Raw genomic sequence first — 25325 nt, forward strand, 5'->3', positions numbered from 1 at the left:
TAAACAAGTTGTTTTTCTACTATATTTCTTATTTTTAATAGTCTAAGTTACTAAAGCAAAAATATATGATTTTAGGTGCTAAACGTTTATTTCATTTTTTACTGTTGATTTCAGTCTTAACAATAACACCTTGTAAACTAGAAGCACAGCTTTTAGACGGAGCAAAAACTACGACTGAAGAACCTGTAAAAACTCCTGACGATTCTTTAGGAAGAAGAACCCCTCAAGGAACGGTCAACGGATTCATAAAAGCAATCGGCGATCAGAATTATCTGCGTGCGAGCCAGTATCTTGTGTTAAGTAAACGTTCTTATCGTAAAACGGCCGAAAGAATACGAATAGCCAAAACTTTTCAGCAGCTGCTGGATCAGGGAGGTAATTTCTCTCCGTCATCAATTCTAAGCAATAAAGAATTAGGACGTCTAGACGATAATTTGACAACGGGTATAGATTTGGTTGGAAACATATCTACAGATAAAATAAATATACCGCTTTACTTAGAAAATCAGGCAGATGATAGCGAGCCCGCTTTATGGCTTTTTTCTGCTGAGACCATAGAAGCAATTCTTGCAGCAGATATTAGCGGAGAAAAAACTTTTTTAGATAGGGTTTTACCCAAGTTTCTGAAAGAAAGAAAATTAGGAAATGTTCCAATTGGTCACTGGGGAGTAGTGGTGGTGATGGCAGTGGTTACTTATTTATTGTCGAGACTTCTTATTTTCGTACTCATTTTTCTGATTCAAAAGATATGGAAAAAAGCAGATAGTGAAAAAGGAACTGCGATTATAGATGCCTTTACGCTTCCAGTTCAAATGTATCTTACGGTGATTTTATTCATTGCATCAACACAACGAATGGGAATTTCGATAATAGTTCGCCAGCGGTTTAGCATTATCATAATCACAATCGGGATTTTAGCTTTTCTAATTCTGCTTTGGAGAATGACCGACTTCGTGAGTATGTATACCAGAAGCAGAATGAACAGTAGTGGTAGAGCTTCTGCGGTATCTGCGGTATTGTTTTTAAGCCGTACCATGAAAGCTGCAATTGTGGTAATCGGAATTATTGCAATCTTAGGAATTATTGGAGTCGATGTTACAGCCGGACTTGCTGCACTGGGTATTGGGGGGATCGCATTAGCTTTAGGAGCGCAAAAAACAATAGAAAATTTTGTAGGTAGTGTTAGCCTTATTGCCGATCAGCCATTGCGAGTTGGTGATTATTGCCGAGTTGACGATATAAAAGGAACGGTAGAAGCAATCGGAATGCGTTCTACTACACTTCGTACTGCAGCTCGTACTATTGTAACAATCCCAAATGGGCAACTGTCGGCTAGTAAAATCGAAAATTATGCACATCGCGACCGTTTTATATTTAATCCGATTTTTGGTTTTAGAATGGAAACTACTCCAGACCAGATGCGCTATCTGCTGGTTGAATTAAGATCTTTGCTTTACGCACATCCAGCGGTTTTAAATACGCCGCCAATAGTTCGTTTTACCGGAATTACAGCCGATGCTTTAAAAGTCGAAATTACGGCTTATATTGAAGCTATAAATGTGGAGACATCACAAGAGGTTCAGGAAGATCTTTTATTGCGAATGATGGATATTATAGAAAAAAGCGGTACTTCTTTAGCTTATCCGTCACAAACATTATACATGGCGCGTGATACTCCTTTTTCAAAAGAAAAGGCAGATGAAATCTCCGAAACCGTTAAAAAGTGGAAAGAAAATAACGAATTGCAATTGCCTAAGTTTGATCCAAAACGAGTAGAAGAATTAAAGGATAGTATTAAATATCCAGATAAAGGAAGTTTTGATCCTAATCGGGATAATACTATGTTTTAAAATGAAAGGGCTGTCAAAATTGACAGCTTTTTTTTCTAATATTGATATTAAAAAGACTATTCTTCTGCCTCTTTTCTGTCTTCAAAATATATTTAAATTAAAAAATAAATCGGTTTTTTCCTATAATACATTCTATGCCAAGGCATTGGGAATTTTCATACTTTTTCTTATTAGTATATTTATTTTGCAGGAAAAAACATATATTTGGATTCAATTATTTTACCAGCCTAATGCTTTATATTCCAGAATCTTCGTATGAAGATTATTTAACCTACAAGATTAAAAAAGGAGATACTCTACTTAGTGTCGCTCAAGATTTGGGCGTTGAACCTTATCTTCTCAGAAGTTATCATAACCGATATGTTCCATCTACAAAAGACTTAATCGAAGCAGATTTTCCTCATCATCTAGAATATCTTATTCTGGAACCTCAAAAGGTTGTACTTAGTAATGAAGAAAAAGAACAAAACCGAACAAAAATCAATACTTCAGGTTCCTTTAAACTTTCTCTTGACAATTCGCATATCAACAATTCATACTCCGTTCTTTACTCTATTGAAAAGGGACAAAATGTATATCATATAAAACAAGAATTCAATGTAAGATGGAGAGCTAGAAATGAAGATGGCTATTCTTTTTTTGAAGTAGACCGAATTGGACATCTTTATATAAATGACACACAAACATCAACAATGGCCGATGAAATTGCAGAAAAAGCTTCTGCGGCCTTATATCCCCTATTAGTGGTCGTTGATCAATCTGGAAAATGGGTTTACATTAATAACTTTAATCAAATTGAAGAACGCTGGATCGAAGCCAAAAAACAGATCAAAAAATATTACAAAGGCGAGCTGGTCGAAAAATATATCTCTATTTATGACCGAAATTTAGAAGACAGCGATTCCTTGTATATTTCACTTTCAAAAGACTGGTTTCTTAATGCCTTTTTCAACGAAGTTCATATTGAATATCCTGCCTCTTTGAGCATTCAAAAAGAGCAAGAATTTCCATTCATGGCTAAAAGTGACAATCTTAATTTTAAGGTTGAGCAAAAAGTAGATGAATACTTAGACATAGATAATTTTTTAGTGATTGACATTAACGGACAATTAAATGATCAGCGTACTAAGACTGATCTTGAAAAAGAATTAGGCCTGCCCGTAAAAGAATATTCCGAAGAAAAAGCTACAGGAAATTACAGAGCAAAATATTTTCTAAATCCACAAAAGCATATGCCCGAAGTGATTTTTATAAGCTGTGATCTAGCATTCGAAACACCTCAAAAATTTTCGGTCACCATATCCAACAAAGACGATCAAAAAGAAATGAGCGCAAAACCTGAACCACAATTATTTGTTGAAGAAGTCGAACCTAAAAAGAAGTGGTGGCAATTTTAAAAATCAAACTATGAGCGAAAAACATTTTGTAGTACAAGGCGCCACTTGCAAATGCAAGTTTAGCGAAGATCCTTCTAAAACAGATAAAATTAAAGTCAAATCGCAAAATAAACATTTTGGAAATGATAAAGAAGGTTCAGAAAAGCTTTTGGCTACCTCGAAAGAAATTGGTCAGACTTTAGAAAAAAACACATTTGGCAAATGCAAAAAACAACCTGTAGGAAACAGTTTTATGGTCTGCCAAGCCACAATCACCAAATGGAGTGGTTTTTATGAAAAAGTGACCCTTAGCAATGAAGGCAAAATATTATTGGAAGACAGCAAAGCAACCTGCCCGATGGGAGCGCCCGATTGTATCGAAATTACAGATCACGGACAAACCGCAGAACCCAGCGAACAGAATTTTAAAAATACAGATCCTATGGTACACAATCTTATAAACCCAATGGTGGATGTGAGAGATATGTATACAAAGGAAGCGAAGCATGAGGGAATAAGCGATGCATAATTGATTAAAAAATATTTTTATAAATGGCAAAGGGTATAAAAAGAATAAAATGGACAGGTCAGGGAAAAGTGATCAGTAATTTGTCTGTTCCTAACAAAAAAGCAGCTATCAGTCCAAGTGAGTATGTATTTTTTGAAGTAGATCAATGGTACGATGGAACTCCTGAAACAGATAAAAAGAAGAACATAACTTGGATTTTTCAGGATTATAAGGCTAGAACCATCATTTTACAAAAGACATTGCCTATTAATAGGGCATATGGAATAAAGCTCCCTAAAAACTTATGCGGGCAATATGAATATTATCTTGAAGCAAGCCTTTCCGGAAAACGTGACTTAATAAATCAGACTGGGCTAAAAATAAGTGGTTATTGTCCTCCAAGAATAGAAAGCAGCAAATGGTGTACAACTAATGACGGTGATGACATAAGACAGAGTCATATTTTTTCTTATGGAGAAATCACTTATCTTAACCTTGTTACTGAAGGACTTAACGGACACAAAAATCTTAGGATAGATATTTTCAGGCATCTTGATTTAAAAACAGATAAGTTGTTGCGAAGTATTGCTGGTGTAGAGGTTATTGATGGTGAAATCAATTTGGAAATTAGCAATACTTACTCATGGTATTTTGATGTAAAAAATCCAATAGCAAAAGAGCTATTTTATGTAAAAGTATATGATCCTGTTTCAAAAACATATATTGTTGATGACAAAAATGACACAGCACATGCCCGTTTTTTACGCATGAAGAGGGACGTTGTTTCACAACAGATAAAACCGCCAACAAACTTATCGCCTTTAAAAACTGGTGAACCAGCCAAAAATTCAGAAAGATTTGAACCTTGCAAATTTGAAACCATTACTATTATTGAAGATGACAAAACGACAAAAGTAAAAACCTTACTTTTTAATAATGGAAATAATCTAAAAGGGCAAACCCTAAACAAAGAACCCCTTAATAAAACCATTCTTTTTGAGTTTGATAAATATGACTTAACAGCCGAAGCCAAAACGGCACTTAATAATACTTTACAATTTTTACTTGAACACCAGTTTTCGAGTATAAAAATTGATGGTCATGCCTGTGTAATTGGTAAAGAAAATTATAACCAAAAATTATCACAGCAACGAAGTGATGCTGTTAAAAAAATATTTGTCGATGGCGGCTTAGATTCTAAACGTATTATCTCAATTGGTCGTGGCGAAGTAAACCCAACAGACGATAAGCAGGGACGAGATAATGTAAGATACAGGGACGAAAAAGAATACAAAGAAAACCGACGTGTAGATATTTCGTTTGATTATTTTGGTCATGATGCTCAAACCATAATCTACGAAACCATTGCGCCAAGTCACGAAAAAAACATTACGATTGATGTTACCGGATACCAAAACAAAGCCTGTTTTAGAGAAAAAGGAAAACATAAAAAAAACATCAAGATTAGCTCGCCCGAATATAGCAAAGCAATAGATCAGGTTGCAGATAAATTAGATTTTTCTGTAAAATCAAATTTATCATGGATGAATCCTGCTCCATTACAATATATATGGCCAAGGTATAACATAACGCATGTTTTAAATGCTGAAAAAAGTATGGATTCAGCTAACAACTATTTTATTGATGTTCATTCTTGTAGATACTATTCAAATGATGCTAATCATACTATTCAGATAAAAGCCTACCCAGATATAAAATGGGCATTTGAGTTTTTCTTAAATCTTACTAATGATTTAAGTGTTAAATGGGCAAATCAATCTGATTACAAATTAAAAGAATTGCAAAGTAAGGCAGGGAAAATTGGAGCGGAAAGAAGGTGGAAACAAAAAGATGCTTCAATTGGTTTTAGTTTACAAGCAAAATGGGATAATGACAAAGAAAAAAAAGAGTTAAAACAACAATACGAAACCAAATTCAAAAAATTATACGATGTCTTTAATTCTCTAGGAGCTTTATCTGATGGAATTACAAATAAAACGAAGGGAGCTGTTCGATCTATTTCTCCTACTGGACTTCCTGTAAGTTTTGTTGTTAAACCGCCTAATTTAAATTTTACTGGAAATTGGTTTTTGAGCCATCCAAAGGATAACAAATTAACTATAGGGACTGATGTTGAACTAACTCTCCAGGCATCTCCTTTAATTGGTTTAGAAATTACTATAGACTTGCTCGGTGCCGCAGTTTTTACGGCCGCAGGAATTTTAAGCGCAGGAACAGCATCAGCCGAAGCCTTAGAATTATATAAAAAAATTCAAACACAATTAAAAAAAGGTATCAATTTCGGTAATGACCAAGTAGGAGTAAAAACCACAGTCGATATCTATATGGATTTAATAATTTCTGGCACTATAAGTACAACTTCAAAATTTGAATTTAACACTGCGGGTAAAGCCAAAGATTCCGATTTTAAATTAGCTTCAGAAGCCAAATTAAAAGCAGAACTAAAAGTAGGAATAAAAATAAAAGGCGAAGCGGTCATCGCAGTTGTTAAGGTAAATGCCTATTTCGAAGCTTCAGGAGCAGGAACTGCTTCTGTTACTTTTGGACATGGAATAATTTACGATGATAAAGGATTGTATTACCAACCAAAACTTGGTTTTGATGGTTTAGACATCACATATGTTGTTAAAGTAAGTGCTAGTTTAGCAATAAAAATAGCAAAAGAAGGAGTTAAAATTGACGAAAAAAAAGAAGGGGAACACACATTTGCAGAGGGAGAATTTGTAGGATTTATTCCTCCGTTTGATGTTATAAAAGAATTAGAAGAATTATTCGATATGAGTGCAAATATTCCATTAATTAAAAACAACTAAAAAAATGAAAAAAATATTTATCCTATTATTTATGTGCACAACATTTGTTTCTTGCAATTCGCAGACAGATTTAGAATTATTAGAATTTGACAAACCAATTTCCAGTGACATTAAAAAAATAAAAAATGTGAATGAAGACAGTGATGCATTATATGGACTATTATCCTATAGAACCAATGAATTGCAAAATTTTAAGTTTGGCGAGGTTAATTTCTCTAAATACGCTGTGCCTAACGGTTACGATGACGCATACAGTGAGATTTATATACATGTAGACAATTTTGAGCAAAATAATTATTTAGGTTTTAGCATTAGCATAACAAATGATAAAGAAGGTCAAGATTTGCTGAATTATCTAAAAAAGAAATTTGGTAAGCCTGAAGAAAGAACTACAGGTCTGGAAAATGGAATTGCTTTGGTTTGGGAAGTAAAAGAACCTAAACAATGGATTCTATTAGTACAAAACAATGGTAACACAAGAGATCATAAAAAGTATTTACAAACTGATGTTACAATTGTAAAACAAGGAATCCGAGTGGAAAACACAACAAACACAAAATGGTTTACAATTTTAGAAAGCTTTAATTCAGCACATAATAAAAAAAACAATGGTAAATAAATTCTATAAAAAATGAGCCAAATATATTACGAATTAGATTGTAGCGCTTTCATGTGTTATTTTGAAATACGCATAAATGATGTTTGTGTCTTTTCTTTAAATGTAGACGGACAGGCATCAATGGATATCCCAATAAACAGCGGGATTCTAGAAAAAGGGGAGCAAGATATAGAAATTAGAGTATCACCTCTTTCAGGAGGAACAAAACTTCACAAAGAGTCTTATGTGAGATATAAAGTTATAGAATATGATGTAAGATCAGGCGATTTTCAATTTGTACAGCAATTTGAAAATTTTCAGACAGCTCCTGTCCAGGAAAATATTCCCTTTATCATGCATAAAAGCACCTTTATAGCAAATATATCTTATAAACTAGATGCGTGGCAAAACGGTGTAAATCTAAAAGATGTTAATTTTGATTTAAAAGAAGCCTTAATCGCAGAAAGCAACAAACTCGTTGCTATGCTGAACAATAAAGACTACAAACTCTTTATTGACAAACTATCAAAAAAAGAAAAAAACGCAGCAATTGCGATGTATTTAAATACATCAGAATCTAAAAGAAGAATTTCACAAATAACAGATGAAATTGAAGATGGCTTTAAAGCTATACCTGTTAAAAATGATGTGTATGTTGAATACTCTGCCTATAACAAATTAGCAACATTAAAAAGATTAAATCGAATGCCTGCCTTGTATCTGGAAAATTCAAAAACAAATGAAGAAATTGTTTTGGATATACGTTTTTGTGGTTTTCCTGGAAAAGATGAATTTGAGATTTTTTAAGCTATTCTATTATAGATATGAATAAAAATTTTCAGAAAATAGAATTTGAAAAAATGAAAAATTTAAAACTAGTACCAATCTTTTTAGCTTTAATTCTACTACAATCATGTAATTCTCAAACTAAAAATAAACCCGAGAAAGAAATGAAAAAGCCGTCAATAACAAAACCATTTGATTTGGCAAATTTAACTCTAAATGAAGATATAACAGATGTTTTATCATCAGTTAATCTTTCAAAGAAAGATACAATAAAAGATAAAGAGCTAACATTAATAGGCAATGAAAGACTTGTCTTTGATTCTGAAAACATACTTATTTTTAATAAAGAAAAGCTAGGTAATCGCCGCAATATTGACATAAACAATGTAATGTTTCATTATGGAAAAATCGATCCAGAAATTGGAGCACTTGAAAATGAACAAAATAATATCATAAGAATGTATCAGATAAATTTACATACTAAACCTGAAGCTATTAAATTATTCAACAATCTTCAAGTTTTATTTGGAAATCCAAATAAGTCTTACAAATTAGGGTCAATAAATACTTATCTCTGGGTAAATAATGACATTTGTTATTATTATTTTACAAAAGATGATGACACGTTTTTCTCTGTTTTATTTGTTTATAAAAAGAACCATAATGAATGGACTAAATTTATTGGCTATTTAGGTTTTAGTATGGGAAACTTAAACTAGTTAATAAAATTACTAATGAAAAATTTAATCAAATTAACGATTATCTGTGTTTTAATACAAAGTTGCAATTCACAGAAAAAAGATTTAGCTCAAATTAAATTACCAACAAGTAAAAGTACTTTAATCAATAATGAAATAGATCAAAAAAAACAGCCATTTATCTATGACCCTAATCTTACTGCTTATGAGTATAAAGATTCTGAAATGTTAACTTACGATAATAATGATTTATCAAACTCAATAGACGAAGATGTTTCAGCAACTTACAGCGGAAAAAACTACCTCAATCTATTAGTCAATGAAAAGACAAAAAAAATAGAAGGATATCAATTTCATACCTATACAAAACAAGAAAGTGAAAAATTATTCAATTCTCTTAATAAAAAATTGGGGTTACCTAATTATGATGATAAAGATAAAATTGATCGTCATGTTGTTTGGGAGGACGAAAATGAAATTTATGTTTTTAATATTGGTTATAATGCTATAATACAAAATATAAAAACTGATGAAGTTAATTTAATTGTGCTAAATAATCAACTGGACAATTTAATAATGTATATAAACAGTACAACTTATTATGAAGCTTATCTTAAAGAAAGAAAAAAGAAAAATTTAAATGTAAAAAATTACAGTTATTCGGTTTTTGCAAAAGAAGAAAGCAATAAGGGAAATAAATATTATTTAAAAGGAATTTAAGAATTATAATAATGAGGAAAACAACACTTTCAAATGATCGTCGTATTAACTATATTTATCATAATCATAAAAAAAGCCCTGTATAATCAGGGCTTTGTTATTTTTACATATCAATAAATTATTTTCCTTTCAATAATTTTTCCAAATATTCTACTTTATCTTTTTCAGCTTGTACTAACCTTTCATATAACTCAACAACTTTATCAAGCGGATTAAAAGTACATCCGTAATTAAATGAAGATGCATTATCATGATTATTGATTGTATTTCCAATAATATTTAGAATTGCTTCTTCCGAAAAATTCTTAATAGCTTCCACACTTACACCAAGTGCTTTTGCAACTTGAATTAATTTTTCTTCATCAACATTTTCACTATTCTCCATAGCTGAGATTGCCTGTTGATTTGTTCCCAAAGCTTGTGCAAGGGCTTCTTGTTTCATGTCTTTTAATTCACGAATACGGCTTATTTTTCGCCCGATATGATTTGGTTTTAGTAATGTACTCATAGCTCAAAGATAATAATTAAGAATAAAAAAATAGAAAATGTATCCTACATTTTGGTGCTGTAAAATACCAAATCACCTTTTTGTCTGACTTAACAAAAATACAATTTTTCAGACAGAAAAAAAGCCCTGATTATTCAGGTCTTTATTCATTTTGCATATTCAGTAAATTATTTTCCTTTTAAAAATTTTTCTAAATATTCTATTTTCTTACGCGAGGGAGGGGAAGCAGATGAAATCTCTGAAACGGTTAAAAAGTGGAAAGAAAATAACGAACTACAATTGCCTAAGTTTGATCCAAAACGGGTCGAAGAATTAAAGGATAGTATTAAATATCCAGATAAAGGAAGTTTTGATCCTAATGCAAACGAAACTATATTTTGATAAAAAAAACGAGCTTCAATTCTTTGAAGCTCGTTTTTTTTGCGAAGTATGCTATCATTTGGACTAAGATTATTTTTCTAATACAATAGTCTTGCCTGTAAATTTGATTCTTCCAGTTTGAATGTCAGTAGAACCGTCAGGCTGTTTTCCGCCAACAAAAATAGTAAACCAGCCTGGTTCTACAACGAGTTGTTTTTTCTTGTCGATCATAGAAAGCTGTCTTGGCGTAATAGTAAAAGTAACGGTCTTTGTTTCACCTTTCTTAATATGAAGCCGCTCAAAACCTTCTAGTTGAAAGATTGGGCGAGGAGTAGAAGCTTTTTCATCTTTGATGTACAATTCGGCTACTTCATCTCCGTCACGATCTCCTGTATTGGTTATATCAACAGAAACTTTAAAATCGGATTCAGAATTTAAATCTTTTGGAAGCTGTAGATTAGAATATTTGAAATGGGTGTAGCTCAAACCAAATCCGAAAGGATACAAAGGTGTTTTATGAAAATATCGGTAGGTTCTGCCTTCCATGTCATAATTCTCAAATGCAGGAAGCTGATCTACAGATTTATAATACGTAACAGGAAGTCTCCCTGCTGGATTATAATCTCCAAACAAAACATCTGCTACAGCATTTCCACCTTGCTGTCCCGGATATCCTGCTGTTAAAATTGCTGGCAGATTATCATTTGCCCAATTAATAGAAAGCGCACTTCCGTTAATTAAAACCAATATTACAGGTTTTCCTGTAGCTTGAACCGCTTTCATAAGTTCTTCTTGATTGGCAGGAAGATTCAGACTTGTTCGATCACCGCCATTGAAACCATCAGCTTCTACTTTCATTTCTTCGCCTTCTAAGCGTTCATTTAACCCCAAAACTAGAATTACAGCATCGGCTTGATTGGCAGTTTGTACCGCTTCTTGAACTAAGTTTTCTTGCGGTTCTGCCCATAATAGTTGCGCAATAGCATCACCATAATAATTTTGGTATTTAATTTCTATTTTATATTTCTTTCCTGCTTCTAAATCAATCTTCTGAGGACGAAAACGTGGATGATGCGTATTTTTGCCGCCTGAAGTTTCTCCGCCTTCAATTTGAACCGTCATATATGGTTTCGACCATTCCGAAATGTTATAAGTTCCCGATTTAGATACTGTAAGATAACCGGTCCATTTTACACTATAATTTCCCATTTTTAAGCGAGGATCTGGCGTATTAACATCCCAATGAAAATCAACATTGTCATCTATGCGAGTAAAAAGAGGTTTTCCATTCCATTCACGATTATCATAATATTCTCCAATTAAGCCTTGTGTTCCGTTTTCATTTTGAAAATAAATGGATGGGATAATTTTCATAGCAGGAACTCCTTTGGCTAAATCGGTTCCTCTTGCATATAAAACTTTTGCATTGGGTTCCAATTTATTTTGAATTCCCTTTAAAACAGTAATAGGATTGCTTGGAAAACCGTTGTAATTCCCCAGCAACGATTGAACATCATTAGCGTTTGGACCAATTACAGCAACGGTTTTAATATTCTTAGAAAGTGGCAGTGTATTATTTTGGTTTTTCAAAAGAACAATACTTTTCTGCGAAGCTGTTCGAGCAAGATAATCGTGTGCTGCATTATTGTTATTAGAATAAGGAATTTGCGCATAAGGAACCATATCGTCTGGATCAAACATTCCTAGTTTAAATCTTGCAGTAAATAAACGTTTTACAGCGGTTTCAATATCGGCTTCTGTAATTAATTTTCGATCTACAGCTTCTTTTAGGGATTGAAAACTGCTTCCGCATTCTAAATCCAAACCGTTTTTGACCGCTAATGCAGAAGCACTTGCAGCATCTTTGGTTATTTTATGATATTGCCAGATATCAGTCACTGCGCCACAATCAGATACAATATAGCCATTAAATCCCCATACATTTCGAAGAATATTAAAAAGAAACGGACTCGCACTTGCCGATTCCCCTCTAAAACGATTGTAAGCACCCATAACCGAGTAAACGTGGCCTTCTTTGACTAAAGTTCTAAATGCAGGAAGATAGGTTTCGTATAAATCAACATCGCTTGTATTAGCATCAAAATAGTGACGGGACGGTTCTGGACCAGAATGAACTGCATAATGTTTGGCAGTTGCAACAACTTTTAAGTATTTGTCATTGGTGCCTTGAAGTCCTTTTACATAGTTGAGTCCTAATTGACCCGTAAGAAACGGATCTTCGCCATACGTTTCATGTCCGCGACCCCAGCGAGGATCACGAAAAATATTGATATTGGGTGACCAAAATGTCAATCCTTGATAGATGCCATGCTGTCCTCTTCTTAAATATTCATGATGTTTGGCACGAGCTTCATCAGAGATTACATTGGCAACATCCAATACCAGCTGGCGATCCCAAGAAGAAGCAATTGAAATGGATTGCGGAAAAACAGTAGCATATCCTGCACGAGCAACTCCGTGTAGCGATTCGTTCCACCAATTGTATTCAGGAACTCCCAAGCGATCAATTGCGGGAGCAGAATCCATTAATTGATTGATTTTCTCTTCCAATGACATTCTCGATACCAAATCATTAACACGTTGTTCAGTTGGTAAATTGGGGTTTTTGTACGGGAAATTTTCTTGCGCAAAGGTGGTTAAAGCAAAAAAATTTAACGCAATAACTATGGATTTTCTTTTCATAGGTTTTGGTTGGTTAGATTTAGTAATCTTTTATTTACTGTTGAATTAAAAATAGTAATAACAGTTTGGTTTAGATAGTCTTAAATAAATATACTTAATTCTATTCTAGAAGAAAGAAGAAAAATAAAATAAGTTTCAAATTCTTTTTTTAAAATGTTTTGGAAGTATAGTTTTTAATTATTTATAATCGATAAGTGTTTAATTATAAGTGAAAAAAAGAATCTAATTTAATGGATTTGTTTAAATTAGATTCTTTTAGTTTTAAAATAATTAGTATTCTTTTTATGAACCTTCCGTATAAGATTCGTTCCATAGCGAATTTGGTTTCAAGTAAACTTTGTTTTCCTGAAAATCCAAAATGGTATTAAATCTTTTTAAAACTTCGCTACCAAGAATATGGGTTTTAAATCGTGCCGGATTGTTTGCTGTTAGTAATTGTACGGGAACATCATTTAGACATAAATTGCCTAAATAAAGTTTTTCGTTTTTCACGGTCAGAACTGGAACTTCTTCGCCTTGACCATTTTTTAAAATTACTTTTTTAAGAACTGGTAAACTTTCTGTTGGATATTGCTGTTCTTTTACCATTTCCTGATCGAGCATTACGGTACGCTGATAGCCATTATCAAAAAGAAAATGACCTTTATAAGCTGTATTTTTTATTTGAAGTTGTCCTTGAACGCAAAACAAAGTATGTGTAAATTCCATATCCAATTTTGTGTACTCTTTGTTTCGTTTGGATAGCTTAGAATGAATTATAAAAAGCTTTTTATCATAATCGATTTCTACAATTTTGCCATCAAATAGATTCCAGCCAAAGCGCCCCACAGTTCCTTGTCCAGAAAGCTCTACAGGATAAATCTGCTGATCTTTCCAGATTTGATTTCCAAGTTGGAAACGATGCCCTTTTAAACTGCTTAATTTTAGCTGACTGATCATATCATTGGTTAAAAGAAAATCACTAGTTCCCGAATCAAATTTTAAATCGAGTGTTTCTTTGTCGTTTAATTTAACCTTGAAAATGATGTTGTTAAACTCTGAAAGCACAAAAGGAATTGTATCGTGTATTTCAGGTTTGAGTTTTGAAAAGTTTTGTAAAGGCGGACATTCAACGCGCGTATAACAGCTGTCGGTATTATTTAAAAGGACTGTAAAATCAAACTTTTTTCCAGGTTTTAGTTTTATGATGATGGAATCTTCATTACTGTAAAAAGTTACCGTTTTCTCTTTGGGAGTTTTATTGGTTACGTATAAATCTGGGTTTGCTTTTGAATCTAAATACCATTTCGTTTTTTCTTCATTATCTTCTTTTATATAACAGATTTTAGAAGAAGCTTTAATTACAGGATTTTTTACTTGGGCTTGACAAACCGTTACGGCAGCCATCATTGAAATAAGATAAATCTTCATTGGTTATAATTTCTATTTTTTGAACTAAAGTTTTGGCGGAACCAAATTGTCTAAATCTGAAAGTTTATAGAATTTAAGATCATTCAGTTTCATGTATTTACAGATAAATTCTAAAGTTTCTATTTTTACCTGATAATTTTCTGTGACCTCTTTTACTGGTTTATGACCGCATAAAAGAAGAATTTTATTATTCTTTTTGGCATAATCTAATAATTCTAATACATACGGAATGCTAAAATGGATATGGCTATTATCTATATCAAAGGCAAATACAATTTTAGAATTATTAAAATAGCTATCTTGCTTTTCTGGAATTTCGCCTCCAAATGCTCTTCCTCTAATAATTTTAAAAAGAGGAGATAGTGCTTTGTCCAGCGAATCTGATCTTTCGCCATAAGGATAAGCAAATGAAGTAACGTTGAAGGACTTTTTTTTCATAGAAATAATCATCGGATCGATTTCCTGTTTTAGATATTCTTTGACGCTATATTTTTGAGTGAACTTAACAGCATTGTAATGATGATAACCATGTCCGGCAATCTCATGACCGTATTTTTGCATTTCGAGCAGTTTTTTAATTTCAGGAGCTCCAATCGAATCAATTCTGCAAACGTTAAAAGTTGCTTTCCAAGAATATTTTCGCAAAACTTGATCGGCTTCTGACCATTCGTCGACATAAGCATCATCAAAAGATAAAATTACACCCGCTTTATAGGCTGGTTTTGCGACTGGTTTAGGTTTTTTATTTTCACAAGAAAATAAGGTTAAGAAAAGTAAAAGCAATACCGTTTTTGTAAAAAGTATTTTCATAGATTTTTGCTTTCTGGTGAATATGAATTGAACATATAAAGAATCAAATATAAAGAATATTCTGAGCAACTAAAACCTGATTTGTTTGGAATGAAACCACTAGGTGTTTGATAAATTAATTTTGTATCATAATCCTTTTTTCAAAACGCCCATGATGACTAATTGAAATATCTTGAAGCGCATTGTCAGTTATCAAATACGGAATACCATTTTCATCTTTTACGATTTCTTTGTTTTCAACTTCAGTAATATTGTTTATGCTTTCAAAATTGCTAACTGCAACTGTATGAATGCTTTCTAGAGACAAAATAGTTTTGGTGTGATAAATATTTTTATCGCAAACTACTTTCCCGAATGAATTATTTATATCTAATGATTCTATAAAACAAACAAGCTTCTGTGGGCTAAACTCGCGAATTTTGGTCTGACGATTATAGATTTTATACGCAGCTTCTTTCATGCTCCATAAAAGCCAAACCATGATTTCTGGTTCATCATATTTTTTTATAAGCTGTTGCTCATCGGCCGTGAAAAGCTTTTCTACAAAGCCTTTCCGTTGCCAATTGCTTTCTTTACGGGACAGCGCGAGATCTATAATGTCATTGCCAATCATTTTGCAGCAAGTTTGGTTTCGATGATTTCCAAAGAAGTTTTAACATCCAGCATTCGCTCCATATCGGCATTGTCAATTACGATGTCGAATTCTTCTTCAATATCAAGCACGATATCCACCAAATTAGCCGAGTTTATATTGAGATCTTTAATGAAGTCTGTTTCTTCAGTTAAATTGTCATAAGCTTCTGTGTTGGTTGAAAAAGGCTTTATAATTACTTTTAATCTTTCGGTAAGTTCTTGTCTGTCCATTTTAATTTTCGAATTTTTTAAATATTACGCATGCATTTACATCGCCAAAACCAAAACTGGCTTTTGCAATTATTTTTGGGTTATTTTTAATAGTTTCTAAAAGTGCTTTTGAAGGATCAATCAATGCAGCGATTTCGGGATGAAGATCAGAGCAGTTTTTATTTCCAAATAAAAAACCTTCATGAAGTTGTAATACCGCGGCAACACTTTCAATACTTCCAGAAGCACTTAAACAATGTCCGGTTAAGCTTTTCAGCGAATTAATATACGGAAAATCAAAACCGTTTCGTTCCAAGGCTTTTGTCCAGTTTTCAATCTCCAGACTGTCTTTTGTTGTTGCTGTTAAATGTCCGTTTATGGCGTCAATTTCATTGGGATGGATTCCGGCATTTGCAATAGCAGTTTTAATACATCTTTGCACGGCTATACTGTTTGGAGCAGTCATGCTTCCGCCATCGAGCTGTCCGCCCGAATTAACATTTCCGCCCAAAATTTCGGCATAAATAATGGCGTTGCGTTCTAAAGCGCTTTCCAAATCTTCAACAACAAAAGCACCTGCACCGCTTCCTGGAACAAATCCGGCAGCCGAAGCGCTCATTGGTCTTGAACCTTCTTCGGGATTGTCATTATACTTAGAAGAACAGACACGAAGCGCGTCAAATCCTCCCCAAATATACGGACCGCTGTCAGAAGTGCTTCCCGCTAATATTCGTTTTGCTTGTCCAGATTGTATGCGGTCGTAAGCCATTAATATGGATTCCGTTCCTGTTGTGCAAGCCGATGAATTGGTCGTTACCTGATTTCCCAATCCGATTTTACCTCCAAGATAAGCGCTAATACCGCTGTTCATCGTTTGTGCAACAACTGTACTTCCTAATCTTCGGACTTGCAGTTCGTCAATTTTATAAATGCTTTCGCGAAATTTATCAATTCCAGAAGTTCCAGCTCCAAAGATGGCACCGCTATCCCAATCTGGATTTTCGTTAATAGGTAATCCTGCGTTGTTCCAAGCTTCCATACCCGCAATAACACCGTATAAAATTCCCGTGCTGTTAAATCCGCGAAGTTCGAGTTCTGTAAAATACTGTGCTTTTAACTCGTCAGATATTTGCGGCTGACCTACAATTTGACAAGAAAATTGCAATTCTTCTAGCTGAGAATCATGACGAATGCCCGAAATGCCATTTTGTAGCGCATGCGTAAACGCAGGAATTCCAACACCATTTGGCGCTGCAATTCCAAGACCTGTTATAACGACTCGTTTTTTCATAATCTCTTTGTTATCATTCCTGCCAGAACACCTCTGCAAACTTCTTGTCCAGCTTCGTTTTTCATGACCGCATTGCATTTTAATTTTCCAAAACGAAAGAACAATTTCTCCGAAGTTACCGTTACTTTTTCATTTGGATAAACGGGTTTCAAAAACTCCATATCGGCAGATGTGAAGGCAATCACGGTATTTTCTCCCAATTCATTTCCCAACAAAAATATTCCCAAGCAAACCATTCCAATCTGTGCCATTGTTTCGGTTAAAATAACGCCAGGAGTAACAGGATTATCTTTGAAATGGCCTTTGTAAAAATCAAGATTTTCTTTAAACGTATACGTTCCTGTTACGCCATTTTCATCTGCGTGAAGCAATTCATCTACAAACAAAAAAGGTTTGCTGTACGGTAGCTGTTTTATAATATCATTTAATTCCATAAGCTTTTAAATTACCATTGCAATAAAACTCTTTGTGCCGAAAATCCTGGGCCAAAACTCAGCATTAAACCTTTTTCTCCTTTTTTCGGATTTCGATTCATAATGTTCTCTAAAACATACAAAACCGTAGCGCTCGACATATTGCCGTATTGTTTTAGAATCTCTTTAGTGTCATCAATATTTTTTTCCAATCCGGCAAAAAGTGATTCAACCGTTGTTACGATTTTTTTTCCGCCAGGATGAAAAATCATGTGGTCAATATCTTTAATTTCAAGATTATTCTGTTTTAGAAAAGGATGAATAATGTCTCCAAAATGAGAAGCAATGGTATCTGGAACTTCAATATCGAGAACCATTTGCAGTCCGCCGTTGGTTAATTTAAAGCCCATCATATGTTCGGCATCATAAAAATGATACATCTGTTCGTCGAGAATTTCAGGACCAGCATCTTCTTCTTTTGAAGACAATAAGCAGCAAGCCGCGCCATCTCCAAAAATAGCAGCGCTTACAATATTTGGCATGGAGAAATCATCGAGCTGAAAAGTGGCAGTTGGCGATTCTACTGCTATTACCGCAGCACGTTTTCCAGGATTCGATTTTAGAAAATTCTTAGCGTAAATAATTCCAGAAATTCCTGCTGCACAGCCCATTTCGGTTACAGGAAGACGAACAATATCTTGTCTTAATTTCATTTTATTAATGAGATAAGCGTCAAGCGAAGGAATCATAATTCCGGTACAGCTTACCGTAATAATATAGTCTAAACTCTGCGGATCCCAGCCTGTTTTTTCTAATGCTTTTTCGAGAACTTGATGTCCGAGAACAATCATTTCGCGGCTATAAATATCATTTTTTTCTTCAAATGAAGTAGCGTTAAAAACTTCAGAAGGTTCCATGATAGAATAGCGCTTGTCTACAGAAGCGCCTTCGAATATCTTTTTTACTTTTTTGATAAAACGCTCTTCCTGACCTTCAAGCCATACGTCTACAAGAGGAAGTATTTCTTCGGTCGTTCGAGAATATTGCGGAAGCTGTTTAACAGCTGTGATTATCTTTACACTCATATTTTAGTAATTATCCACTGGTAGCGAAAGGCCCATTTCCAGTTTATGGAATAGTTTTTTAGATTTAGTTTTTTGGAGAAATGCTCCAATTCGTTTTTTTTGAATCCTTTTAAAATAGAAATCAAACCATCGTTACGCGACATTGTATTGAGATTGAAAACAACGCTTATGAGCTCAAACAATCGATACGCAATTTTACTTCTATGAAGATCGTTTACCACAATTCCAATTGAAGCATTTTGGTTTAAAATATGGATTAGTTCTGTAATTTGACTGGTTGTAAAATGATGCAATGTCAACGTGCACAAAACAATATCGTATTTTAGTTGATTGAATTCTTCGCTAAAAATATCCATACAGCTATATGCTATGTTCGGGAAATCTTTTGAAAGTTTCGTGGCATAATCAATGGTAAAAGCATTGGCATCGATTCCAATTAATTGAAACTTGAGATTTCGCTTTTTCCCATATTTGGCAAGCATTCTCAGCATATCTCCATTTCCGCATCCAATATCGGCAATGGTAATGGTTCGAGAAGTATCTGTTTTTTTTAAAAGTTCTTTTATGCCGTGAAGCGTCAGTTTATTTCCGCCAAGCAATTGATTAATAGAAGCAATTTGATCTAATGCGCCAATAAGCTCTTCGCTTTGAAGCGAAAAATCATCCATTATTTCAATTTCTTCTGTTCTATATTTAGTGTTTACACCCATTTATTCAATTGTTATTGGTCGGCCGTGCGTTTGTTTTATAATGAACGAAAGTAAAGCAGGAATTGATGCTGCTACGGTTGTCATGATATGAGTCAGATTTTTATGTGTCAGCGCTTTGGCTAAAACTCTACCAAAGAATAATCTTTTGCTAAAATGCTTTTTCCATTCTTTAATGTATTCTTTTTCAAATTCGCTTCTCGATTCTATTTTTCCATAGTAAAAATCAAGCACAAGCTCAGAAGCTATTTTAGCGCTATGAATTGCCATTGCCATTCCGTTGCCACACATGGGATGAATTAATCCAGCAGTATCTCCAATCATTAAAATGTGATTTTCTACAGGTTCTTTTTTATCAAATGAAATCTGACTGATCGTTAAAGGCTTTTCGAATAGGGAAGTGCTGTTTTCAAAAATCCCTTTCAATTTTTTATTTTTATAAAGCACCGCTTTTTGGTACTCTTCGATGTTTTTGTATTTTTTAAAAGTATCAAAATCCGCTAAATAGCAAATATTTATAACGTCGTTTTCGACCTTTGAAACGCCGCAATAACCGCCTTGAAAATTGTACAAAGCCACAAGACTTTCGTCAAAATTTCCTTTGTAATGTCCTTTTACGGCTAGCCAAGGTGATTTTTTAGCAATAAAATCTCTTGACAAAACCTGATCAATATTCGATCTTTTGCCGTAAGCGCCTAAAACTATTTTTGATGAAAGAATTTCTTCGGAAGTAGTTACAGTAAAAATGTCATTTTCAAAAGAAATATGAGAGACGTGATCGGTTATAATGGTACAGCCATTTTCGGTTGCTTTTTCAAACAAGAAATTATCCAATGCATAACGGCTGATTCCGAAACCGCCCAGTGGAAGTTTAGTTTTTGCCGTTGTTCCGTTTTGGGCTGTAAATTCAAAATTTGAAATACTGGTTGGGTGAAGTTCCCTAACGTCTAAATCCAGCCAAAATAAATATGGCAGGATTTCATTTGAGATATATTCTCCACAGACTTTATGTTTTGGATAGGTGTTTTTTTCGATAAGAATCACCTTCAATCCTTTTTTGGATAAGTGTAAAGCACTTGCCAGACCAGCAAGACCGCCTCCAATAATAAGTACGTCAGGATTTGTTCTCATACAACCAATTTAATCATAAAAACTTAAATGATCTTACTTAATTCCATAAGAAATTAACAAAATTTCAACTTTTATTTTAAAAGCTTAGAAGGAGTTATTACTAGAAAAAAAATGGGAGAGAATTGATTTAAAAGATAATTTCTACTTTTGCCAAAAATAGCGCATCAAATAAATGACAATACAAGATTTAGTAGGCACTTATTCCATTTCTGGAAGCAATCAGGACGAAAGTAATGAGATAACATACAAAGGTGTTTTGACACTGACGTTAGATCAAAACAATCGCATAAAGGCAGATTGGATTATCAACTCGCACAAACAAAAAGGAACGGGTTTCTTTAAAGATAATATTCTGGTAATTAATTTCAGTTATAAAGGAGATGACCATAAAACCTATAAAGGAGTTGCGGTTTATAGATGCATTACAAAAGATGTTTTAGACGGATTTTGGTCTGAGAAACACGGAGATCCTTTGTATTTAGGAAGTGAGCATTGTTTGAGAATGGAAATGACAGAACGGTTAAATTAGAATCTGTTTTGTTTTTTTTTAAACACATAGAAACATAGAATTTAGTTTCTAAAATAGAGAATATTAGAAGAAACTAGTTTCTAACACATAGTAAGGTAGAAATTAACTTTGTCAAAGTTTTAAACCACAAGGTATAAAGAACTTCAAGGAAAGGTAAATTGTAAAGTTGGTTTTCGCATTTTTGTCATTTCGACCGAAGGGAGAAATCTCCACAAGTAGCTCCGCAGCGAAAACCCAATCTTTGTCGAGCTACTGACGGAGATTTCTCCCTTCGGTCGAAATGACAATGATTGGGGTTATTATATTGAAGATAAAGGTTCATTGAAGTCAAAGTTTAGGGATTAAAGTCTATGCTGGATTTACTACAGTTTTATATTTTCTGTTATAAAGAATAATAAAACAAACCCATATTACTAATAAAACTGCGATTAAAGTAAGTTCTGTTTCATGCAAGCCATTACGGAAGAAATTGTTTAGCGAATGTACTCCTGCAACTGCCAATAACGATCCTGTAGAAGTATATACTTTTCCGATTCCCCAACTTCCGAAGAAAATGATTCCGAAGAAAATCATATTGCTTGGCGTTATTTCGAAGTTTAAATGCCATGCAAACCAAAGTACAGCAATAATCAATATCGAAGTAAATTTAGGAAGCGATTTTAATTGTTCTTGTAAAAATCCGCGCCAACCGATTTCTTCTAAAAGTCCGTAAGCCAAAACCGTAAACATTAATAAAATTGGAAATTTACCGATTGTAAAGTAATAAACACTTGCAATTAAAACCGCTGGAAGAATCCAATAAACGGCAAACGGAATTAGAGCATTTTTATAAATTCCTTTTAATGACATCGGATTATGAAGCGAGAATATTTTTATTGCGGCCCAAGCTCCTAAAGCAGGACCAACACCGCGCAGCAAAATGACTAAATACGGATTTTCTATTCCAGATAATAAATTGGTTTTAACCGCTGCATATCTGCAGATTACAGCAATTACATAATAAACTATAATAGCGCCAAAGTTGATTTTATTTTTCATCGTTTTAAATTTGTTTGGTTTAGTGAAGCAAACTTAGGGCGTGAAAATGAGAATAAAATTGACTTTGGGTAAGAAATCATTTTTCCATAACTCTTTTTCGAATTCGGCTTAAACTTTCGGCCGTTAATCCCAAATAGGAAGCAATGATTTTAAGTGGCGTTCTTTGAAAAATTTCTGGACGTCCTTCTATAAGTTTTAAATAACGTTCTTGTGGTGAAAGTGTCAACAGGTTAATTTGTTCTTGCTGTTTACGCACGTAAAGCATTTCAGAAATAGCTTTTCCGATTCGCAAACCCGTTTCAGATCTTTGGTACAATTCATTTAAATCTTGATGAGAAATAGACCAGAGCGTTACATCTTCTAAAGCTTCGGTTTTAATAACAGACGGTTGCTGATTTAAGAAAGACATATAATCGCTAATAAAACTATTTTCGTACAGAAGATTAATGCAAATATCTCTTTTGCCATCCCAAACAAATAGTCCAGCCGATCCTTTAATGATGATGTTAAGATATTTTTCGACACCGTGATAATCTTTTATAATTTCAGATTTGTCAAATTCACGGACTCTAATTTTTTCCGAAAATCCCGTCCAAATATTCATATCGGCAGTAAAATAATTTTCGAAAATTCTCTTTACATCTTCGGGAGAAGGACTATGTGGCATTTTTTAGAATTATCAGTTTGGAATGCCAATATAGGTTTTATCTTTCAAAATAAAAACAGCTTTATTATCCTGTTTACTTATATTTTTTGAGAAGACAGGTAAGACAACTTTGTCAAAGTTCTAAACTTTGACAAAGTTCAAGACGGCAAAAATCTACTTTAAACAAGGCAATTGTAACACATTTGCATTCAATGGCTGTTCTATTTTTCTTTCTAGTTTTTCAGGATTCACTGTGATATAAATTTCCATAGAACCCGTTCCAACTTTCAGTCCAAGAATATGACCGCCGTAAGCATCAAATTTATCATCGGTTGCAACGCCGTGCATGTGTATCGAAGGTTTGTCGCCGCTCCAGGCAATAGATCCCGTAAGGCTCCCCATTTCTACTTTATTGAAAGTTTTGGGATGAAATTTCTTTTGGTTGAAATCATAAAATCCAAAAGTGGCATCTTGCGCAAAACCAATTCCCGTAAAATTTGCTGATGGAATATTTTGCTCTTTGGCTAATTTTTCAATTAGTTCTAAAACATTATCGCCTTCGCGAAGAACCATCAGATAACCTTGAGCCGTTTTGGTATAACGGCATTTTTTTGCATCTTTTTGTTGAGCATTAGCAAAATTAAGAGACATTAAAAGTATCAATGCCATACCAATTTTAAGGGGTTGAATTTTCATAAGTATTTAGATTAAAGAATTGGGTTGTAATTCATTATCATATTTTTCAGGATCAGAAGCTGCATATTCGTTTTCAGGTTCTGGAATAACGTGAATTTTAGAATCGCTTATCGAAATTACAGCCGAACAGACATAGATTCCGACCTTTCCTTCATTGTATTTAAAATCCAATAAAGTTAGTTTTACAATGTCATTTATCGAAAGTTCATAATAATTTCCGTAGCGGATAATTTTAAAGGAAATCTGTTTTTCGTCACTAATTTCAAACTGATTGGTTTGGATGTTTTCAAAGATAAAATTATTCTTCACATCCTTTTCATTGAATCCCCAAGCTCTAAACTGCACGAAACCATTCATAAAATCAATCGAAATATAATATCCCGTTCCTTCTTTATCACATTCAATTACAAAGCCCGTTTTTCCAATTCCTTCAACAGACAATGTGCCTTCCCAAACAAAATCATTTGATGGCTTTTCGAAACCATAAATTTCATAACCGCTTCGGCATCCAAATCGCCATTTGTTTTCATTTTCCAAAACAAATTCTGCTGTTGGATTTCCTAAAATAGGTAAGGGAAGAGGCAGATCTTTTTGAAGTATGGTTTTCTGATACAGTTTTTGCCAATAATAATAGCTTTTCAAAAGAAGTCTTCCGCTTTTATCGACATCCAATTCTTTGGGTGGCGGAATCACACGATGTGTATTGACATTTCCGTCTGCGAAATAGAAATTGTAAACCAAGAAATGTTTTCCATCTTTAACCACTCTTGCAGCATAGTTTCCTTGTGGCATCAGCACATTATTGTGAAATGCAGAATATTCTGCTCTAAATTCTGGCGAAGACCAATAACGGATTTTAATATCTTCTCTGATGGATCCCAAAAGATAATGCGTTCCTTTAATTTCAAACACACACGGGCATTCTACATCATCATACACGTACGGAATGTGTAGGGGTTTTTGCAGCACATAACCTTCTTTTTCTCTTTTAGCTACACCAATACAGCCCCTGCGGTATGTTGGTCCAGAGGCGCTTCGGGCGCAGATTAGCAAATAATCTTCGCCTTTGTATTGGTATTTAAATGGGTCGCGAAAGCTTATCCATTGACGCGGATTATTATTCTTGCCCTCATAATGTGGCGCTTCACTTTTAAAAGGAAGTCCGTATAGATTTTCTTTTTTCCAATTAAGCAAATCGGTAGAAATTGCTCTTCCTACTTTTTGTTCGATTCCTTTATCTTGGCGTTTAAGACCTGTATAATACATTTCATAACCTTCGCCGTCCGATTTTTTGCTGATGTGCATCGTCCATAACATATCGTCGTCCCATTCTCCGGGATCGCCAACAAATAAGGCATTTTTTACTCGTTTCCACGAAAGACCATCTTTTGAAATGGCATGAGCGATATAATCGTGATTGGGAATGATTAAATGAAATAAATGATGGATTCCTTTTTCATCTATAAATACATCAACATCTCCAATTTCCCAGTTGCTAAATCCTGAACCTGAATACATTTTATTATTTATTTTAAACTGTTAGTATATTTTTTTTAATTTTTAAACACATAGAATCATAGCTTTACTTTGTCTAGAAAGGCATTTTATTTAGTTGAAATAAACATAGATCTTTTAACCGTTAAACTTTGATAAAGTTTTGAAAGCAAGAGTGTAAGGAACTTTAGTATTACACAAAGTAACCACAATCTTTGTCATTTCTGTAAAAGTTACTTATTTCGGTAACGGATTTATCATTTCAATTGGCTTTTTTCCATCAATTCCCTG

At 33.7% G+C, this 25325-nt stretch carries 24 protein-coding genes; 9 read left to right on the forward strand and 15 right to left on the reverse strand.

Annotated elements, in window-relative coordinates:
* Nucleotides 1-65 precede the first annotated feature (65 nt).
* From AC3Y25_RS22720 to AC3Y25_RS22755, 8 genes are all read left to right on the forward strand, one after another.
* Nucleotides 66-1850 carry a mechanosensitive ion channel family protein gene (locus AC3Y25_RS22720; protein WP_489904325.1) on the forward strand — a complete coding sequence of 595 codons (1785 nt, stop codon included), beginning with the start codon at nucleotides 66-68 and terminating at the stop codon, nucleotides 1848-1850.
* 230 nt (nucleotides 1851-2080) lie between these two features.
* On the forward strand, nucleotides 2081-3247 hold the full coding sequence (locus tag AC3Y25_RS22725; RefSeq protein ID WP_489904326.1) for a hypothetical protein: 1167 nt from the start codon (nucleotides 2081-2083) through the stop codon (nucleotides 3245-3247).
* Nucleotides 3248-3257: 10 nt separating this feature from the next.
* Nucleotides 3258-3755 (forward strand): DUF4280 domain-containing protein, encoded by a 498-nt coding sequence (locus AC3Y25_RS22730; protein ID WP_379800780.1) that lies wholly within the window; start codon nucleotides 3258-3260, stop codon nucleotides 3753-3755.
* Nucleotides 3756-3778: 23 nt separating this feature from the next.
* A complete protein-coding gene (locus AC3Y25_RS22735) occupies nucleotides 3779-6568 on the forward strand; it encodes an OmpA family protein (RefSeq protein WP_489904327.1) in 2790 nt (929 codons plus the stop codon).
* Between the two features lie 4 nt (nucleotides 6569-6572).
* Nucleotides 6573-7187: a hypothetical protein gene (locus AC3Y25_RS22740; RefSeq protein WP_489904328.1), complete on the forward strand. Its 615-nt coding sequence runs from the start codon at nucleotides 6573-6575 to the stop codon at nucleotides 7185-7187.
* Between the two features lie 120 nt (nucleotides 7188-7307).
* Nucleotides 7308-7973 carry a hypothetical protein gene (locus AC3Y25_RS22745; protein WP_489904329.1) on the forward strand — a complete coding sequence of 222 codons (666 nt, stop codon included), beginning with the start codon at nucleotides 7308-7310 and terminating at the stop codon, nucleotides 7971-7973.
* A 53-nt stretch (nucleotides 7974-8026) separates the two neighbouring features.
* A complete protein-coding gene (locus tag AC3Y25_RS22750; RefSeq protein WP_489904330.1) occupies nucleotides 8027-8671 on the forward strand; it encodes a hypothetical protein in 645 nt (214 codons plus the stop codon).
* Nucleotides 8672-8686: 15 nt separating this feature from the next.
* Nucleotides 8687-9370, forward strand: coding sequence for a hypothetical protein (locus tag AC3Y25_RS22755; RefSeq protein ID WP_489904331.1), 684 nt, complete (start codon nucleotides 8687-8689; stop codon nucleotides 9368-9370).
* A gap of 118 nt (nucleotides 9371-9488) precedes the next feature.
* On the opposite strand, the gene AC3Y25_RS22760 is transcribed toward AC3Y25_RS22755, so the two are convergent.
* The 11 genes from AC3Y25_RS22760 to AC3Y25_RS22810 all read right to left on the reverse strand — a co-directional run bounded on the left by AC3Y25_RS22760 (nucleotide 9489) and on the right by AC3Y25_RS22810 (nucleotide 20631).
* On the reverse strand, nucleotides 9489-9878 hold the full coding sequence (locus AC3Y25_RS22760) for a helix-turn-helix domain-containing protein (protein ID WP_489904332.1): 390 nt from the start codon (nucleotides 9876-9878) through the stop codon (nucleotides 9489-9491).
* A gap of 450 nt (nucleotides 9879-10328) precedes the next feature.
* Nucleotides 10329-12941 carry a beta-glucosidase gene (locus AC3Y25_RS22765; protein ID WP_489904333.1) on the reverse strand — a complete coding sequence of 871 codons (2613 nt, stop codon included), beginning with the start codon at nucleotides 12939-12941 and terminating at the stop codon, nucleotides 10329-10331.
* A 282-nt stretch (nucleotides 12942-13223) separates the two neighbouring features.
* A complete protein-coding gene (locus AC3Y25_RS22770; protein WP_489904334.1) occupies nucleotides 13224-14351 on the reverse strand; it encodes a hypothetical protein in 1128 nt (375 codons plus the stop codon).
* 24 nt (nucleotides 14352-14375) lie between these two features.
* The gene (locus tag AC3Y25_RS22775; RefSeq protein WP_427873944.1) at nucleotides 14376-15161 is read right to left on the reverse strand and encodes a polysaccharide deacetylase family protein; all 786 of its coding nucleotides are present in this window, start codon (nucleotides 15159-15161) and stop codon (nucleotides 14376-14378) included.
* A gap of 115 nt (nucleotides 15162-15276) precedes the next feature.
* The gene (locus tag AC3Y25_RS22780; protein WP_489904335.1) at nucleotides 15277-15774 is read right to left on the reverse strand and encodes a 4'-phosphopantetheinyl transferase family protein; all 498 of its coding nucleotides are present in this window, start codon (nucleotides 15772-15774) and stop codon (nucleotides 15277-15279) included.
* Nucleotides 15771-16025, reverse strand: a complete 255-nt coding sequence (locus AC3Y25_RS22785; RefSeq protein WP_489904336.1) for an acyl carrier protein — start codon at nucleotides 16023-16025, stop codon at nucleotides 15771-15773. The genes AC3Y25_RS22780 and AC3Y25_RS22785 overlap by 4 nt, the downstream gene beginning before the upstream one ends.
* Nucleotide 16026: 1 nt before the next feature.
* The gene (locus AC3Y25_RS22790) at nucleotides 16027-17295 is read right to left on the reverse strand and encodes a beta-ketoacyl-[acyl-carrier-protein] synthase family protein (protein WP_489904337.1); all 1269 of its coding nucleotides are present in this window, start codon (nucleotides 17293-17295) and stop codon (nucleotides 16027-16029) included.
* Nucleotides 17292-17729, reverse strand: coding sequence for a 3-hydroxyacyl-ACP dehydratase FabZ family protein (locus tag AC3Y25_RS22795; RefSeq protein ID WP_489904338.1), 438 nt, complete (start codon nucleotides 17727-17729; stop codon nucleotides 17292-17294). Before AC3Y25_RS22795 ends, AC3Y25_RS22790 begins: the two co-directional genes overlap by 4 nt.
* A gap of 11 nt (nucleotides 17730-17740) precedes the next feature.
* On the reverse strand, nucleotides 17741-18793 hold the full coding sequence (locus tag AC3Y25_RS22800; protein ID WP_095930080.1) for a type III polyketide synthase: 1053 nt from the start codon (nucleotides 18791-18793) through the stop codon (nucleotides 17741-17743).
* The gene (locus AC3Y25_RS22805; protein ID WP_489904339.1) at nucleotides 18790-19503 is read right to left on the reverse strand and encodes a methyltransferase domain-containing protein; all 714 of its coding nucleotides are present in this window, start codon (nucleotides 19501-19503) and stop codon (nucleotides 18790-18792) included. The genes AC3Y25_RS22800 and AC3Y25_RS22805 overlap by 4 nt, the downstream gene beginning before the upstream one ends.
* Complete coding sequence (locus AC3Y25_RS22810; protein WP_489904340.1) at nucleotides 19504-20631, reverse strand: NAD(P)/FAD-dependent oxidoreductase; 1128 nt, start codon at nucleotides 20629-20631, stop codon at nucleotides 19504-19506.
* A 172-nt stretch (nucleotides 20632-20803) separates the two neighbouring features.
* Between AC3Y25_RS22810 and AC3Y25_RS22815 the strand changes: the two genes are divergently transcribed.
* Entirely contained in the window at nucleotides 20804-21160 is a 357-nt protein-coding gene (locus AC3Y25_RS22815; RefSeq protein WP_489904341.1) for a hypothetical protein, read from the forward strand.
* 348 nt (nucleotides 21161-21508) lie between these two features.
* On the opposite strand, the gene AC3Y25_RS22820 is transcribed toward AC3Y25_RS22815, so the two are convergent.
* The 4 genes from AC3Y25_RS22820 to AC3Y25_RS22835 form a co-directional block, all read right to left on the reverse strand.
* Nucleotides 21509-22198 carry a CPBP family intramembrane glutamic endopeptidase gene (locus AC3Y25_RS22820; RefSeq protein WP_489904342.1) on the reverse strand — a complete coding sequence of 230 codons (690 nt, stop codon included), beginning with the start codon at nucleotides 22196-22198 and terminating at the stop codon, nucleotides 21509-21511.
* Nucleotides 22199-22274: 76 nt separating this feature from the next.
* Nucleotides 22275-22865, reverse strand: coding sequence for a Crp/Fnr family transcriptional regulator (locus AC3Y25_RS22825; protein WP_428238395.1), 591 nt, complete (start codon nucleotides 22863-22865; stop codon nucleotides 22275-22277).
* 153 nt (nucleotides 22866-23018) lie between these two features.
* Complete coding sequence (locus tag AC3Y25_RS22830; RefSeq protein WP_489904343.1) at nucleotides 23019-23540, reverse strand: PPC domain-containing DNA-binding protein; 522 nt, start codon at nucleotides 23538-23540, stop codon at nucleotides 23019-23021.
* A 6-nt stretch (nucleotides 23541-23546) separates the two neighbouring features.
* Nucleotides 23547-25058 carry a glycoside hydrolase family protein gene (locus tag AC3Y25_RS22835; protein ID WP_489904344.1) on the reverse strand — a complete coding sequence of 504 codons (1512 nt, stop codon included), beginning with the start codon at nucleotides 25056-25058 and terminating at the stop codon, nucleotides 23547-23549.
* Between the last annotated feature and the right edge of the window lie 267 nt (nucleotides 25059-25325).

This window comes from Flavobacterium sp. LK-23, assembly GCF_058135255.1.

What these genes read in the sequence shown, in the direction of transcription:
- AC3Y25_RS22720 (WP_489904325.1), top strand. Translation starts at nt 66, where the DNA reads ATGATTTTAGGTGCTAAACGTTTATTTCATTTTTTACTGTTGATTTCA.
- AC3Y25_RS22725 (WP_489904326.1), top strand. Translation starts at nt 2,081, where the DNA reads ATGCTTTATATTCCAGAATCTTCGTATGAAGATTATTTAACCTACAAG.
- AC3Y25_RS22730 (WP_379800780.1), top strand. Translation starts at nt 3,258, where the DNA reads ATGAGCGAAAAACATTTTGTAGTACAAGGCGCCACTTGCAAATGCAAG.
- AC3Y25_RS22735 (WP_489904327.1), top strand. Translation starts at nt 3,779, where the DNA reads ATGGCAAAGGGTATAAAAAGAATAAAATGGACAGGTCAGGGAAAAGTG.
- AC3Y25_RS22740 (WP_489904328.1), top strand. Translation starts at nt 6,573, where the DNA reads ATGAAAAAAATATTTATCCTATTATTTATGTGCACAACATTTGTTTCT.
- AC3Y25_RS22745 (WP_489904329.1), top strand. Translation starts at nt 7,308, where the DNA reads ATGGATATCCCAATAAACAGCGGGATTCTAGAAAAAGGGGAGCAAGAT.
- AC3Y25_RS22750 (WP_489904330.1), top strand. Translation starts at nt 8,027, where the DNA reads ATGAAAAATTTAAAACTAGTACCAATCTTTTTAGCTTTAATTCTACTA.
- AC3Y25_RS22755 (WP_489904331.1), top strand. Translation starts at nt 8,687, where the DNA reads ATGAAAAATTTAATCAAATTAACGATTATCTGTGTTTTAATACAAAGT.
- AC3Y25_RS22760 (WP_489904332.1), bottom strand. Translation starts at nt 9,878, where the DNA reads ATGAGTACATTACTAAAACCAAATCATATCGGGCGAAAAATAAGCCGT.
- AC3Y25_RS22765 (WP_489904333.1), bottom strand. Translation starts at nt 12,941, where the DNA reads ATGAAAAGAAAATCCATAGTTATTGCGTTAAATTTTTTTGCTTTAACC.
- AC3Y25_RS22770 (WP_489904334.1), bottom strand. Translation starts at nt 14,351, where the DNA reads ATGAAGATTTATCTTATTTCAATGATGGCTGCCGTAACGGTTTGTCAA.
- AC3Y25_RS22775 (WP_427873944.1), bottom strand. Translation starts at nt 15,161, where the DNA reads ATGAAAATACTTTTTACAAAAACGGTATTGCTTTTACTTTTCTTAACC.
- AC3Y25_RS22780 (WP_489904335.1), bottom strand. Translation starts at nt 15,774, where the DNA reads ATGATTGGCAATGACATTATAGATCTCGCGCTGTCCCGTAAAGAAAGC.
- AC3Y25_RS22785 (WP_489904336.1), bottom strand. Translation starts at nt 16,025, where the DNA reads ATGGACAGACAAGAACTTACCGAAAGATTAAAAGTAATTATAAAGCCT.
- AC3Y25_RS22790 (WP_489904337.1), bottom strand. Translation starts at nt 17,295, where the DNA reads ATGAAAAAACGAGTCGTTATAACAGGTCTTGGAATTGCAGCGCCAAAT.
- AC3Y25_RS22795 (WP_489904338.1), bottom strand. Translation starts at nt 17,729, where the DNA reads ATGGAATTAAATGATATTATAAAACAGCTACCGTACAGCAAACCTTTT.
- AC3Y25_RS22800 (WP_095930080.1), bottom strand. Translation starts at nt 18,793, where the DNA reads ATGAGTGTAAAGATAATCACAGCTGTTAAACAGCTTCCGCAATATTCT.
- AC3Y25_RS22805 (WP_489904339.1), bottom strand. Translation starts at nt 19,503, where the DNA reads ATGGGTGTAAACACTAAATATAGAACAGAAGAAATTGAAATAATGGAT.
- AC3Y25_RS22810 (WP_489904340.1), bottom strand. Translation starts at nt 20,631, where the DNA reads ATGAGAACAAATCCTGACGTACTTATTATTGGAGGCGGTCTTGCTGGT.
- AC3Y25_RS22815 (WP_489904341.1), top strand. Translation starts at nt 20,804, where the DNA reads ATGACAATACAAGATTTAGTAGGCACTTATTCCATTTCTGGAAGCAAT.
- AC3Y25_RS22820 (WP_489904342.1), bottom strand. Translation starts at nt 22,198, where the DNA reads ATGAAAAATAAAATCAACTTTGGCGCTATTATAGTTTATTATGTAATT.
- AC3Y25_RS22825 (WP_428238395.1), bottom strand. Translation starts at nt 22,865, where the DNA reads ATGCCACATAGTCCTTCTCCCGAAGATGTAAAGAGAATTTTCGAAAAT.
- AC3Y25_RS22830 (WP_489904343.1), bottom strand. Translation starts at nt 23,540, where the DNA reads ATGAAAATTCAACCCCTTAAAATTGGTATGGCATTGATACTTTTAATG.
- AC3Y25_RS22835 (WP_489904344.1), bottom strand. Translation starts at nt 25,058, where the DNA reads ATGTATTCAGGTTCAGGATTTAGCAACTGGGAAATTGGAGATGTTGAT.